This window comes from Flavivirga abyssicola, from assembly GCF_030540775.2.
Classification (GTDB): Bacteria; Bacteroidota; Bacteroidia; order Flavobacteriales; family Flavobacteriaceae; genus Flavivirga; species Flavivirga abyssicola.
This window is the reverse complement of the sequence record NZ_CP141266.1, coordinates 1,085,550-1,099,065: the sequence shown is the minus strand read 5'-3', so window position 1 is coordinate 1,099,065 and position 13,516 is coordinate 1,085,550. Positions and strand designations below refer to the sequence as shown.

General features: G+C 32.0%; 11 protein-coding genes. 3 read left to right on the top strand and 8 right to left on the bottom strand.

Features of this window, described 5'->3' with window-relative positions:
• The first annotated feature begins 119 nt into the window (after positions 1 to 119).
• Positions 120 to 593: a DUF1572 family protein gene (locus Q4Q34_RS04365; protein WP_303318548.1), complete on the top strand. Its 474-nt coding sequence runs from the start codon at positions 120 to 122 to the stop codon at positions 591 to 593.
• Positions 594 to 714: 121 nt separating this feature from the next.
• Here the strand turns inward: Q4Q34_RS04365 and Q4Q34_RS04360 are convergent, their stop codons facing one another.
• From Q4Q34_RS04360 to Q4Q34_RS04340, 5 genes are all read right to left on the bottom strand, one after another.
• Positions 715 to 1,569, bottom strand: a complete 855-nt coding sequence (locus Q4Q34_RS04360; protein WP_303318547.1) for a thymidylate synthase — start codon at positions 1,567 to 1,569, stop codon at positions 715 to 717.
• Between the two features lie 159 nt (positions 1,570 to 1,728).
• Positions 1,729 to 3,273, bottom strand: coding sequence for a NupC/NupG family nucleoside CNT transporter (locus Q4Q34_RS04355; protein ID WP_303318546.1), 1,545 nt, complete (start codon positions 3,271 to 3,273; stop codon positions 1,729 to 1,731).
• Between the two features lie 16 nt (positions 3,274 to 3,289).
• Positions 3,290 to 3,904 (bottom strand): bifunctional nuclease family protein, encoded by a 615-nt coding sequence (locus tag Q4Q34_RS04350; protein WP_303318545.1) that lies wholly within the window; start codon positions 3,902 to 3,904, stop codon positions 3,290 to 3,292.
• A gap of 120 nt (positions 3,905 to 4,024) precedes the next feature.
• Positions 4,025 to 4,984, bottom strand: a complete 960-nt coding sequence (locus tag Q4Q34_RS04345) for an electron transfer flavoprotein subunit alpha/FixB family protein (RefSeq protein ID WP_303318544.1) — start codon at positions 4,982 to 4,984, stop codon at positions 4,025 to 4,027.
• Positions 4,985 to 5,088: 104 nt separating this feature from the next.
• A complete protein-coding gene (locus Q4Q34_RS04340; RefSeq protein ID WP_303318543.1) occupies positions 5,089 to 5,835 on the bottom strand; it encodes an electron transfer flavoprotein subunit beta/FixA family protein in 747 nt (248 codons plus the stop codon).
• Positions 5,836 to 6,461: 626 nt separating this feature from the next.
• Here Q4Q34_RS04340 and Q4Q34_RS04335 point away from each other — a divergent pair.
• The gene (locus tag Q4Q34_RS04335; protein WP_303318542.1) at positions 6,462 to 7,439 is read left to right on the top strand and encodes a pyruvate dehydrogenase complex E1 component subunit beta; all 978 of its coding nucleotides are present in this window, start codon (positions 6,462 to 6,464) and stop codon (positions 7,437 to 7,439) included.
• Between the two features lie 75 nt (positions 7,440 to 7,514).
• On the top strand, positions 7,515 to 10,019 hold the full coding sequence (locus Q4Q34_RS04330) for a DUF5686 and carboxypeptidase-like regulatory domain-containing protein (RefSeq protein WP_303318541.1): 2,505 nt from the start codon (positions 7,515 to 7,517) through the stop codon (positions 10,017 to 10,019).
• Positions 10,020 to 10,209: 190 nt separating this feature from the next.
• On the opposite strand, the gene Q4Q34_RS04325 is transcribed toward Q4Q34_RS04330, so the two are convergent.
• The 3 genes from Q4Q34_RS04325 to Q4Q34_RS04315 form a co-directional block, all read right to left on the bottom strand.
• Entirely contained in the window at positions 10,210 to 10,932 is a 723-nt protein-coding gene (locus tag Q4Q34_RS04325; protein ID WP_303318540.1) for an ankyrin repeat domain-containing protein, read from the bottom strand.
• A 55-nt stretch (positions 10,933 to 10,987) separates the two neighbouring features.
• Positions 10,988 to 11,818 carry a helix-turn-helix domain-containing protein gene (locus Q4Q34_RS04320; protein ID WP_303318539.1) on the bottom strand — a complete coding sequence of 277 codons (831 nt, stop codon included), beginning with the start codon at positions 11,816 to 11,818 and terminating at the stop codon, positions 10,988 to 10,990.
• A gap of 164 nt (positions 11,819 to 11,982) precedes the next feature.
• Entirely contained in the window at positions 11,983 to 13,404 is a 1,422-nt protein-coding gene (locus tag Q4Q34_RS04315; protein ID WP_303318538.1) for a hypothetical protein, read from the bottom strand.
• Positions 13,405 to 13,516: the final 112 nt, after the last annotated feature.

Here is a 13,516-nt window from a genome sequence, read left to right as displayed (position 1 = left end):
ATTTTAAAAATAAAATATTAAAGGTGTCATATCGAGCGAAGCCGAGATGTCTTAAGGGCTCTTGGCTACGTTCGAACAGGCATATGCTTACTTTTTAGTTGGAGGTAATTATATAAATAATGGAATTAGCAAAAACTTTAGCAGACAGTTTAAAAGAAGTTTTATTTGATGGTAAATGGGTAACCGGAACAAACATTAAGAATGAAATTATAGATTTAGACTGGAAAATAGCAACAATGAAAATAGATTCATTAAATTCAATTGCTGACCTAACTTTCCATATTGATTACTATTTAGCTGGAGTTTTAAATGTTTTTGAAGGAGGAGAGCTTGAAATCAAAGACAAGTATAGTTTTGATTACAAACCAATAGAATCCCAAAAAGATTGGAAAAAACTGATTGACAAATTTTGTTATGATTCTGAAAAATTTGTTACAGCAGTTGAAAAAATGACAAACAAAGATTTAGAAAGAATTTTTGTAAAAGAAGAGTATGGAAATTATTTTCGGAATATAACTGTAATGAGCGAACATTGTTATTATCACCTTGGACAGATTAAGATGATAAAAAAACTGATTAAACAGGGAGCTTGATTGAATAAACTACAACCAAGAATGTTCATAAAAACAGCCTCATTTAGTAAAATGGAATGTTTCTAAAACTTAAACATTGGAAAATTGCGTTTTAAACACAGCTTTTCATGTGCTAAATTATTTATATAGCTACCGCTCCTTTAATGTGAGGATGTGGATCATAATCTACTAAAGTAAAATCATCGAAAGTAAAGTCGAAAATATCTTTTACCTCGGGGTTTAGTATCATTTTTGGTAATGGTCTAAGTGCTCTAGATAATTGTAGTTTCAACTGTTCATAATGATTGCTGTAAATATGAGCATCACCAAACGTGTGGATAAATTCACCAGCTTCATAACCGCAAACTTGTGCCATCATCATAGTAAATAAGGCGTAAGATGCAATATTGAAAGGCACGCCTAAAAAGATATCTGCACTTCGTTGATATAGTTGTAAAGATAATCGAGGTTTAGCATTTACGCCCCCTTTGGGGGTCGGGAGGCTTACGTAAAATTGAAAAAATGCGTGGCATGGAGGGAGTGCTGCTTTACCATTAGCGACGTTTTCATCAAATGATTTTGAAGTGTCTGGCAATACAGATGGGTTCCAAGCAGAAACTAACATCCTACGACTATTAGGGTTGTTCTTTAAAGCGTGAATAACTTCTTTTATCTGATCAATCTCATCACTGTTCCAGTTACGCCATTGATGGCCGTAAACAGGTCCTAGGTCACCGTTTTCATCTGCCCACTCATTCCAAATACGGACACCATTTTCGGTGAGGTATTTAATATTGGTATCCCCTTTTAAAAACCAAAGCAATTCATAAATTATCGACTTTAAGTGTAGTTTTTTAGTAGTAACCATCGGAAACCCTTCGCCTAAATCAAATCGCATTTGATGTCCGAACACACTTTTAGTACCAGTGCCAGTACGATCTCCTTTCTCATTTCCGTTTTCTAAAACGTGCTTAACTAAGTCGTGATATTGCTTCATAATATTCCCCACGAAGGTGGGGATCTCTTTAAATTGAACTTAAATTTTATTAGGCTTAAAAATAAAAAAAAGCATCAAGTTTTAATGCTTGATATTTTAATATATATAATAAAGTTATTAACTATAAAAAATGTGATTCCTGCCTTCGCAGGAATTAGATTAACCGATAATCATCCCTGCAATAGTAGCAGAGATTAAAGAGGCAATAGTACCACCTATAAGGGCTTTCATACCAAATTGGGATAGTAATTTTCGCTGCCCTGGAGCTAAAGAGCCAATACCCCCAATTTGAATACCAATAGATGCGAAATTCGCAAAACCACACAGCATATAAGTTGCCATGATTATAGATTTTTCATAATTAAGATGAATCGCATTAGAAGTATTTTTTAAATCAGCTAATTGAATGTAGCCTATAAATTCGCTGGCAGCTAGTTTAATGCCTAGTAATTGTCCCATTAAAGCCATGTCTTCTTTAGCAACACCAATAAGCCACATAAGTGGAGCAAATACGTAGCCTAAAATTAATTCAAGTGATAAGCTTTTATAAGGTGTATTATTAACAACCCATGTATTTAAAGAAGATATATCTCCAACCCAACCTAATATGCCATTAAACATGGCGATAAAAGCAACAAAAACTAGAAGCATAGCGCCTACATTAACAGCGAGTTTTAAACCTTCGGTAGTTCCATTGGCAATAGCATCTAAAAAGTTAGCACCAATTTTTTCTTGAGAAACTTTAACATCTGTATTTACATCTTCTGTTTGGGGGTATAATATTTTTGAAATAACAATAGCACCTGGTGCTGCCATAACGGATGCCGCTAAAAGGTGTTTAGCATAGAATAATCTAAGTTCAGGGTCATTACCTCCCAAAAAGCCAATATAAGCAGCTAGGACAGCACCTGCGACAGTTGCCATACCTCCAATCATGACTAAAAGTATTTCAGACTTATTCATTTTTTCTAAATAAGCCTTTATTAAAAGAGGCGCTTCGGTTTGACCTAAAAAAATATTACCGGCTACACTTAAACTTTCTGCCCCGGAAATTTTTAAGGCTTTTGATAGTAACCAGGCCATAGCTTTTACTACTTTCTGAATAATACCCAAATAGAATAAAACAGATGTTAAGGCAGAAAAGAATATAATGGTTGGCAATACTTGAAATGCAAATATAAACCCAAATGTATCCATGTCTACGACTAAGCCTTCAAATAAAAATTTACTACCTGCTCTTGTAAATTCCAAAACCTCAACAAAAAGTCCTCCAATAAATTCAAAGATGCTTTTTATGAATTCAACTTTTAAAACCCCAATAGCAATTAATAACTGAAATGCCAGACCAATACCAACAATTTTCCAATTAATGGCTTTTCTATTGCTACTGAAAAGAAATGCTAGAAATATTAAAAAAACCATGCCTAAAGCACCTCGCCATAAGCTGTTCATTGAAAAGCCCTGACTAGGGATAATAGTACTTGCAGAAATGTTCGTGTCATTTGCTGTTGATACAGTTTCAGTTTTAGAACCTGTATTATCTATAATTAAAGTATCTGAAGTATTATTTACAGGTACGTTTTGTTGAACTGTAGTGTCGTTTTGAACAGCATCCAACGGTTTTGTTTCATTTAGCCCTTGTGCTATAACTGACGACGCCAATAAGAAAAAAACGGCAGTAATGAACAAAGAAAGCTGTTTCATATGTAAGGAATAAATATTATTCTCGTTTCGAGATTTCATCACGAATATGAGCAGCCCTTTCATAATCTTCATTAGAAACAGATTCATCTAATAAAGCATGCAATTCTTCAAGTGTTTTGCCTTTAAGATTTTCACGAGGTGCATCTGGCTCTAGCTCTGTAGAAATCATGTCGTCTACCAGAATACTATCCTGATTTTCACTTTCTTCTTTAGGATTTACTTTTAAGTATATTCCGGCTTTGTCAAGAATATTTTTATAAGTGAAAATAGGCGCGTCAAAACGAAGTGCTAAAGCAATGGCATCACTGGTTCTTGCATCTATGATTTCTTCTATTTTATCGCGTTCGCAAATTAAACTAGAGTAGAAAACACCATCAACTAGTTTATGGATGATGACTTGTTTTACAACAATATCAAAACGATCGGCGAAATTTTTAAACAAATCGTGTGTTAATGGTCTGGGAGGCCTAATTTCTTTTTCCAAAGCAATGGCAATAGACTGTGCTTCAAAAGCACCAATGACGATTGGAAGTTTACGGTCACCATCTAATTCGTTTAGAATTAAGGCATAAGCACCGTTTTGGGTTTGGCTATAGGATATTCCTTTTATATTTAATCTTACTAAACTCATAATTTATAAAAACGCAAAGAACTGTTTAAATTAGGACTTTACCAACTGACTAAGACAGATTTAAGTATTTAGTGCTAATTTAAGCAGCTCTATACGACTATACAATTTATAAAAAATTATTTATTGTTGTGCTTTAAAAGCTTTTAATTTTTCTATAAGCTGGGGAACAACTTCAAACGCATCTCCAACAACACCGTAATCTGCAGCTTTAAAGAAAGGCGCTTCAGCATCTGTATTGATCACTACTTTTACTTTTGATGCATTAATTCCAGCTAAATGTTGAATGGCTCCAGAAATTCCAATAGCAATATATAAATTTGATGCTACAGGTTTACCCGTTTGACCAACATGTTCGCTATGTGGTCTCCAGCCTAAATCTGAAACGGGTTTAGAGCAAGCTGTTGCTGCTCCTAAAATATCTGCTAATTCTTCTACCATGCCCCAGTTTTCTGGGCCTTTTAAACCACGACCAGCAGAAACAACAATTTCTGCATCTGCAATAGTTACTTTATCTGTTGCTTTATCTACAGATTCTACTTTAACTCCTGAATCTGAAATTGAAGGCGAGAAATCTTCCGCGGAAGCGTTACCACTATTTTCTACTAATCCAAATGAATTATTAGAAACCCCTATGATTTTTACATCGGTGTTAATTTGAGACATTTCGAAAGCTTTATTGGTAAAAGCGGTACGTTTTACTGTAAAAGGAGATGTACTGGTAGGTGCTTCAATAACATTAGAAGCATACCCTGCATTTAAACCCACTGCTAAAAGAGGTGCTAAATATTTACTATCTGCACTAGAGCTTACAACAACAACTTGCGATCCCTCTTTTTCTGCAGCCTGTTTAATAGCTTCTGCATAGCCATTGGCATTAAAAGATTCTAATTGTGGATTAGATACCTTTAAAACTTTATCGACACCATAATTCCCTAATACTGTAGCATCATCTATATTTATGGTAATGGCAGTAACGGTTGTTCCTAATTGATTGGCTACTGCTTTGGCATAAGAGGCAACTTCTAAAGCGGCTTTTTTAAATACTCCTTGCTCTGATTCTGTATATACTAAAACTGACATAAAAATTTTACTTTTTGTCATCCTGAACTTGTTTCAGGATCTCATTAATATTATTTTCTCTTGTTAAGGTTCTGAAAATAAATTCAGAATTATTTAATCTGCGATTAAATAACTTTGGCTTCGTTGTGAAGTAAGTTTACTAATTCATCTAAATTATCTGCTGATACCAGTTTTACAGCACCTTTAGGGGTCGGTTTTTCAAACTTAACAGATGTTGTTTCGGCGTTAGCATCAATAGGTTCAACAACTGTTAAAGGTTTTTTACGTGCCATCATTATACCTCTCATATTTGGTATTCTAAGATCACTTTCTTCAACCAATCCTTTTTGACCACCAATAACTAATGGAAGAGCAGTAGATACAGTCTCTTTTCCACCATCTATTTCTCGTATAACTTTTGCAGAAGTACCATCTACTTCTAAACCAATACAATTATTTACAAAGTTTGCATGAGTTAACCCTGCAATCATACCAGGAACCATACCACCATTATAATCAATAGATTCACGACCTGCTATGACTAAATCGTAAGCACCGTCCTTAACAACATTAGCTAATTGTTTTGCCACCGAAAAACCATCAGACGCTATGGTATTTACTCTAATAGCAGCATCGGCACCAATAGCTAAAGCTTTACGAAGTGTAGGTTCTGTATCTGCGCCACCAACATTTACAACGGTAACATGAGCACCTTGTTTTTCTTTAAACCACATAGCACGAGTTAAACCAAATTCATCATTTGGGTTTATAACAAATTGCACACCATTGGTGTCAAATTTTGTGTCACCTTCACTAAAATTAATTTTAGAAGTCGTATCAGGAACATGACTAATGCACACTAATATTTTCATATTACAACAATTTAATCGTTTAGTTTTACTTAAGTTAGATAGTCTTTTTTGTAATAATTAGTATTTGAAAAACAATCCTTTAAAAATTACAAATAAGGACTTAATTTTAAGGATACGAAGGTAATTATTTTATTCCGATTATTTACTATGCGTGCATAGTAAATAATCATTAAAATTATCAAAAAAGCATAAATAGTAGCATTTCTTTATGAATTTTAAGCCGTAAACTTTGTTATTGGTAATAAATATTTTTACAAAACAAAGATTATTTACTTGTTCTTTGATAGGTATTTTATCGTTTAAAGATTAAAATTATACGAAGAATTTCTTATTTGAACCGAGATAACATTATCAAAAAAACTGTTGATTTTTAGTGTTAGGAATTATAAAATAGAGCTGGTTTTCTAATCGATAATAATTTTTGGGCTTTTAACGTAAAATCATAACATTAATATAAATAGCACATAAAAAGAATAAGAACTAATTTAAAGTAATAAATCTTCATTATTCGTATATAATTTCTATAAAATTAATAATTTTTTTTGGAGGATAATTTTACTGTTAGTTTTTATATTAGATTATAATCAATAATTCCTATTTTTGCAACTCGAATTAAAATTAAGTTAATGAAGACTATTCAATTTAGAGAGGCTATTTGTGAAGCCATGAGTGAAGAAATGCGCAGAGACGAAAGCATTTATTTAATGGGTGAAGAAGTAGCAGAATATAATGGTGCTTATAAAGCATCGAAAGGTATGTTGGATGAATTTGGAGCCAAACGCGTTATTGATACACCTATTGCAGAACTTGGTTTTGCAGGGATTGCTATTGGTTCTACAATGACGGGTAATAGACCTATTGTTGAGTATATGACGTTTAACTTCTCTTTAGTTGGAATTGATCAAATTATAAACAATGCTGCAAAAATCAGACAGATGTCTGGCGGGCAATTTAAATGTCCTATTGTGTTTCGTGGTCCTACTGCTTCTGCAGGTCAATTAGGTGCTACACACTCGCAAGCATTTGAAAATTGGTTTGCTAATACACCAGGTTTAAAAGTTGTAGTGCCATCAAATCCATATGATGCCAAAGGATTATTAAAAGCGGCTATTCGTGATGACGATCCGGTAATTTTTATGGAAAGTGAGCAAATGTATGGTGATAAAGGCGAAGTGCCAGAAGGGGAATATATAGTCCCTTTAGGTGTTGCAGAAATTAAGCGAGAAGGAACAGATGTAACGATTGTATCTTTTGGAAAGATTATTAAAGAAGCTTATAAAGCAGTAGATGAATTAGCTAAGGAAAATATTTCTTGTGAAATTATAGATTTACGTACTGTTCGTCCTATGGATAGAAAAGCAATCGTAGAATCGGTTAAGAAAACAAACAGATTGGTAGTTTTAGAAGAAGCATGGCCTTTTGGGAATGTAGCGACCGAAATTACATATTTAGTACAAAGTGAAGCATTTGATTATTTAGATGCGCCTATTGTAAAAATTAATACAGCAGATACACCTGCACCATATTCACCAGTTTTATTAGCAGAATGGTTACCAAATAGCGATGATGTTATTAAAGCAGTAAAAAAGGTATTATACAAATAAATTAATATTTTTTACGTTATAGAAACTTCATTAGCACGATTGTTGATGAAGTTTTTTTTGTTTTTGTTTCGTATTATGAGAATAAGACTACTTATTGCATTTTTTTTCTTTGGAATTATTTCCACTATAGCCCAAACTAAAGTCAGTGGTTACGTGTTTGATGAGTTTAATGAGCCTGTATCGTTTGCGAACGTCATTTTTAAAGGATCAACCATAGGAACCATAACAAACGAAAACGGGAAGTTCTATTTAGAATCTGATGAAACATGGACAGGACTCACGGTGTCTTTTATTGGATATGAAACATTACATGTGTCTTTAGAAAAAAAAGTAAATTATAATTTAAAGTTTACGCTTAAAGAAGAACTGGGAGAATTAGATCAAGTTGTTATAACCACAGGAAAACAATCTAAAAAGAATAATCCTGCTATAGACTTACTTAGAAAAATCTGGGAGCATAAACGTAAAAATGGTTTAAATCTATATAAACAATACGAATACGATAAATACGAAAAAGTAGAATTTGATATTAATACTATTGATAGCGCACTTATTAAGAGTAGGCTTTTTAGAGGCATGGAATTTGTTTTTAACGAAGTAGATACGTCTCGAGTTACTGGTAAAACATATCTACCAATGTTTATAAACGAAGCCGTTTCAAGAGTATATGGAGATAACACTATTAATAAAGAAAAAGAAGTTTTAAAAGGAAATAAAAACTCTGGATTTAGCGACAATCAGATGGTGATTGATTTTGTTAATGATTTATATTCCGATTATAACGTATACGATAATTACTTAAAGTTTTTTGATAAGAGTTTTGTTAGCCCTTTGTCTAAAACAGGAATTAGTACTTATAATTATGTGTTGTCCGATAGTACATTTATAGATAATAAATGGTGTTACAATATTATTTATTATCCAAGACGAAAAAACGAGCTTACTTTTAAAGGTGATTTTTGGGTAGCAGATACTACATATGCTATTAAAGAAATTAATTTACAAGCTTCAAAAAGTGCTAATATTAACTGGGTAAAAGAGATTTATATAGAGCAAGAGTTTGAAGTGTTAAACGATTCGTTATTTCTTGTTAAACGTGATTATATGATGTCTGATTTTGCTTTTAATAAAAAAGAAAAATCGCGTGGTGTTTATGGTAAGCGTACCACCTTATATGATAATTATACGTTTGATAAAGATTTGGATGATAAATTCTATGACCAAGAAGTTTATAATTATGATAAGGATGTTTATCATAGAGGGGATGCATTTTGGAAAGAGAATCGAATGGAAGCTTTAAACAAGGATGAGCAAGGTGTTTACAAAATGCTTGACACGTTAAAAACAGTTAAGAAATTCAAGCAACTATATAACTTAGGGAGTATTTTAACATCAGGTTATATAGAGTTTAATACCTTACCATTAGATTACGGGCCTATTTTTTCAACCTTTGGGTTTAATGAAGTGGAAGGATTACGTTTGCGAGCAGGTGGACGTACTTATTTTGGAAGAAATGATCTTTGGAGATTAGAAGGATTCGTTGCTTATGGTTTTGAGGATAATAAATTTAAATATGGTATTTCTGGTAAGTGGCTATTAGATAAAAAGAGCAGACTTATTATTTCTGGAGGAAATCGTCGTGATGTTGAACAAATAGGAGCGAGTTTAACAACTTCTACAGATGTTTTAGGAAGAAGTTTAGCATCCTCATCTGTTGTTGGAACAGGTGCCAATGATAAATTAACTTCTATAAATTTAACCAGTTTAGCTATTGAAGCAGAACCATGGCGTAATGTTATTTTTAGGTTGGGAGGAAATTACAGGACTTTAGAATCTGCTTCACCTACTTTTAGTTTGGATTATAATACACCAACAGGTATAGAATCGGAAATCAAGCAGTTTGAAACTACATTATCGATGTCCTTCTTTCCTAAAAGAAAGATGACAGGTTTTGGTGTAGAACGTCGTGTTGCTAATGATGATTTTGCACGGTTATTTGCACAAGTAACGCGAGGTGATAAGAGTGTACTTGATAGTGATTTCGATTATACTAAAGTGCAGTTCTCTTATATACAGCCTTGGCAAGTTGGTGGCTTTGGACGATTAACTACAACGGTAGAAGCGGGGAAGACCTTTGGAGAAGTGCCGTTAGGCTTATTAAGCGTTATACCCGGAAATCAAACGTATTTTTCTATTTATAATACCTTTTCTCAATTAGACTTTTACGAATTTGTGTCAGATACCTATATGTCGTTGCATTTAGAACATAATTTTAACGGACGTATATTTTCACGAATTCCACTTTTAAGGAAGCTTAATCTCCGTGAAATTGTGAGTATACGTGGTGTGTGGGGAGAGATTTCTGATGAGAATGTTTTACTGAGTACTACAGGTAACATTAATGAGATTCCTTTAGTTGCACCGTCTGATGAAATGTATTACGAATACAGTTTAGGTATTGGCAATATTTTTAAGGTATTCAGATTAGATTTTAACTTCAGAGGTAATTATTTAGATGAGGTTGATTATCCAGATGCTAGAAAGTTTGGTATTACGGGTACTTTTGGGTTTCATTTTTAAAGGATTAGTTTAAGGCTTTTGTTGCTTGTCATTTGAATCGGGAACAAGGAGGAATCCCATCCTTATGAGATTTCTCGAAAGTTTATAAAGTCGAAAGGCTTATACTTTACTCTGTCAAAATAACAAACACTTGAAATATTGTTTGTGTAAAAAAAATTAAACTGACGTTAAGTTTTATGTACTGACCTTTTTAGTTCTGTTTGTCCAATAAATATGCTTCAATGTTCTCATGACCTTCTCTTTTCGCAATGATCAAAGCCGTATCTCCATTGTCCATTTTTGAGTCAATTGATGCGTTATTCTCAATGAGAAGTTTTATTAAATCAAGGTTTCCTCTGTGAACAGCAGAATGTAAAGCTGTGACGTTTTGCATCTGTACAGCATCTACATTTGCTCCATTCTCGATTAACAATTTGCATAGTTCATAATTTTCTTTTGCAATTGCAGCATGAAGAGCATTAACCTTTGATGGGTTTTTTGCCGATAAATTAGGGTTAGCACCCAGCTTAATCAATGATTTTGCGATTTCGGTTTGATTAAAAAAGGCAGCTAAAGATAAGGGAGTGAATCCGTCGTTTGAATAGGTATTTATCAAGTTAGAATTAGATTTGACCAGATAGTCTTCGACTAGATCCTTTTTTCCACACACAATAGCTTCGTGAAATGAAAATGTTTTTTTTAATTCGATAGCTTGCTCAAACACTTTATCAAGTCCGCTGTAAGCTATTATCATTAGCCCCGAACTTCCGTTTTCATCTTCCAGGTTTAAAACTTCTGAGTTTTGTTTTATGAATGAAATTGCTTTTTCAGATGCTTTATTTTTAATGTGGGTTTTAAGTGTTTCAATCATCTCATTAGTTTTTGATGTTAAGCTAATTAATGTGCAGAAAAGTAATGCTGTTAGTAATTTCATAGTATGGTCTTTTCAGCAAAAGAAATAATAAAGGTGTTTTATGGATTACTATATATCACCTTTTTCGCATTGCCATAGGCGATTGTCCAATAATACTTTTAAAATAATTGCTAAAATTACCGAAACTCGAATACCCAACATCTAAAGCAATATCCTTTATAGGTTTATCACTTTCCAATATTTGGCGTTTAGCTTCTTGAATTCTTTTTTGGGAAATATATTGAAACGGTGTTAATCCAAAAATTTGATTGAAATTCCTCAAAAGATGATTTTCTGATAATAGTCCTATGGTAGCAAGGTCATTTAATCTTAAGTTAGTAGAATAGTTGCTATCTATAAAGTCTTTCACAAAAAGAATTCTTTGATAAATTTCTTCTCGAGTAGATTTCTTTTTGAAGGATAGTCGGTTTGTGTCCTGAAGGGTTTTCGTGTTTTGATGAAGAATTGCATTTAACAATTGATGATAAAATTCATCTTTTTCAAGATCCAACATGCCCAATTCGGATTGTATTCTACCTTTTTTTAGTAATTCAGATACGATGCCTTGATGGGAATAGTTTTTTTCAAAAATCCTGATTCCACCTTCTTGTCTAGGATTGAAATCAAGTATTTGTTCATCAGATGAATTTAACTCTGAAACTACTTTTAAAATAAATTCAGGTGAAAAAAATACACAAAAGGATTCAGTTTCACTAGAGCTGTCTATTGTTAAACGATATTTAGTACATTCATTTAAAATCAAGAAATTAGTTTGGTCAACTAGATATTCGCGTTGTTTTACTTGATAATTTGCTTTTCCACCATAAAATGATTTAATCGACAAGAAACATTCTCCTGACCATTGGTATTTTTGAGCTTGTTGATGGATTATAAAATTATCTTTCACTTTACTTCAGTGTTATTGGCTGTTCCATGTTTATAACGTATTCGTGAATGGTTAGTTGCGTTAGCTAGGTCTAAATTAGTAAAAGAAAACGAACCAGAGGGAAATCTATAGGATTTTCCGAGTACACACAAACTAGCATTGATTATACATGTTAGCAGTTGGCTTTATTTCCTGAATTTCCTAAATGAAACTAAAATTTCATAAATTCCAATTCCAATAAATATCTTTCCAAATACGAATGGAATCCATTCCCAAACATTTACCAAATATTCTCTACTATTTGCTAAAGGATTATGAAAGTCAGTTAGCAAGAAATATCTAAATAATCCAATAAAATATTCACTATATCCTGAAGCATTTGAAAAATCAATTTCCTTTTCGAAATTATGAATTCCATAAAATATTGAATAGAACAGAATTGCAACTAATAAAGTTCTTTTAATTGCTTTAACCCAATCTGTTCCGTTATTTGAATAGAATGAGTTTACCCTCAAAATTGTTAAATCTCTGCGCAATTTTTTTCGATTAGCTTTTGGTTTTAATTCAATATTTTTCTTTAACTCTTCTTTATATGAATTAAGTTCGTGAGAGCGGAAATTGTCGTAATCTATTTTATTATCAGTTCGTAATAATTGTTGTTTTATATTTCTTAAAGTTCTTTTGTTGCATTTGCTAAATCTGAAAATTTCAATGTCATCAAAAAATGCAGGTTTTTCAAATATGGTTCTGTCTAAAAATATTGAGTTTAATTCTAATTCTTGAAATGAGGTAAATTCTTGAAATTTTGAAGTATCTATATGTAAATCATAAAGAGTTGATTTATTGAAATACGTGTATTTCATAAAATTACAACTCTTAAATTTTACTCTAGTTCTATTTTCATTTTTTAGTTTTTCAAACAATGCAGTTCCAGTGAAATCATTAAAAGAAAATTCTGTGTCAATTCCGAAATCTGTGAGTGAAAAATTTGTTTTATTAAACTCGTTATTTTTAAAATAACTATTCTGTACAGAATTAAGAGTAAATTGAAAATCACTTGCAAAATTACAATGGTCAATATCTATTCTTTTGAATTTGGAATCGTGGATTTTAACTCGATTAATTTTACAATGAGAAATTATTAAATTACCAGTAGATTTAAGATGTAAGAAATCTAAAAATTTTATAATTTCACAGTTATGAATAGTAATATTAATTTCATTAAAAATTTTCTCATCTAAACTTTCTGCACATTCAAAAGTAAAGTATCCAAGCCTTTTTGGTGCTAAATGTAAGTTTTTAATTGGCTTTGAAATATTAGAAAATTTAATTTCTTGTACAGCGCAATCTTTAAAATAAATATCGTTTTCAAATTCACAATCATCAAAACTAAAATAATGAGTCAAATTAAATTCGGCTAAAACTCCTAAGTTCATAAAATCAACTCTTTCACCTTTGAATTTGCAGTTTTTAAACTTATTTGAAAGTGTGACTTTATTCAAATCTACATTGGTCACATTTTCAAAATTTATTAATAGGTCAGTAAATTCTGAAAAATTTTCAGAATAGAGTAGCTCTATAAATTCTTTTTCGGCTATTTCTTCCATTTCGGTTTTTTAGCTTGCACCTAACTTATTTATATACAGAACCTTTACTTTTTATCCTACCATTTCAGATGGCTATGCAGAATTTTTGGTATAATTTATACTTTTTAGGATG

Excerpts from the sequence above, each read along its gene's own strand:
- Q4Q34_RS04315 (WP_303318538.1), bottom strand. The coding sequence starts at position 13,404 with ATGGAAGAAATAGCCGAAAAAGAATTTATAGAGCTACTCTATTCTGAA.
- Q4Q34_RS04345 (WP_303318544.1), bottom strand. The coding sequence starts at position 4,984 with ATGTCAGTTTTAGTATATACAGAATCAGAGCAAGGAGTATTTAAAAAA.
- Q4Q34_RS04350 (WP_303318545.1), bottom strand. The coding sequence starts at position 3,904 with ATGAGTTTAGTAAGATTAAATATAAAAGGAATATCCTATAGCCAAACC.
- Q4Q34_RS04365 (WP_303318548.1), top strand. The coding sequence starts at position 120 with ATGGAATTAGCAAAAACTTTAGCAGACAGTTTAAAAGAAGTTTTATTT.
- Q4Q34_RS04330 (WP_303318541.1), top strand. The coding sequence starts at position 7,515 with ATGAGAATAAGACTACTTATTGCATTTTTTTTCTTTGGAATTATTTCC.
- Q4Q34_RS04360 (WP_303318547.1), bottom strand. The coding sequence starts at position 1,569 with ATGAAGCAATATCACGACTTAGTTAAGCACGTTTTAGAAAACGGAAAT.
- Q4Q34_RS04325 (WP_303318540.1), bottom strand. The coding sequence starts at position 10,932 with ATGAAATTACTAACAGCATTACTTTTCTGCACATTAATTAGCTTAACA.
- Q4Q34_RS04335 (WP_303318542.1), top strand. The coding sequence starts at position 6,462 with ATGAAGACTATTCAATTTAGAGAGGCTATTTGTGAAGCCATGAGTGAA.
- Q4Q34_RS04340 (WP_303318543.1), bottom strand. The coding sequence starts at position 5,835 with ATGAAAATATTAGTGTGCATTAGTCATGTTCCTGATACGACTTCTAAA.
- Q4Q34_RS04355 (WP_303318546.1), bottom strand. The coding sequence starts at position 3,273 with ATGAAACAGCTTTCTTTGTTCATTACTGCCGTTTTTTTCTTATTGGCG.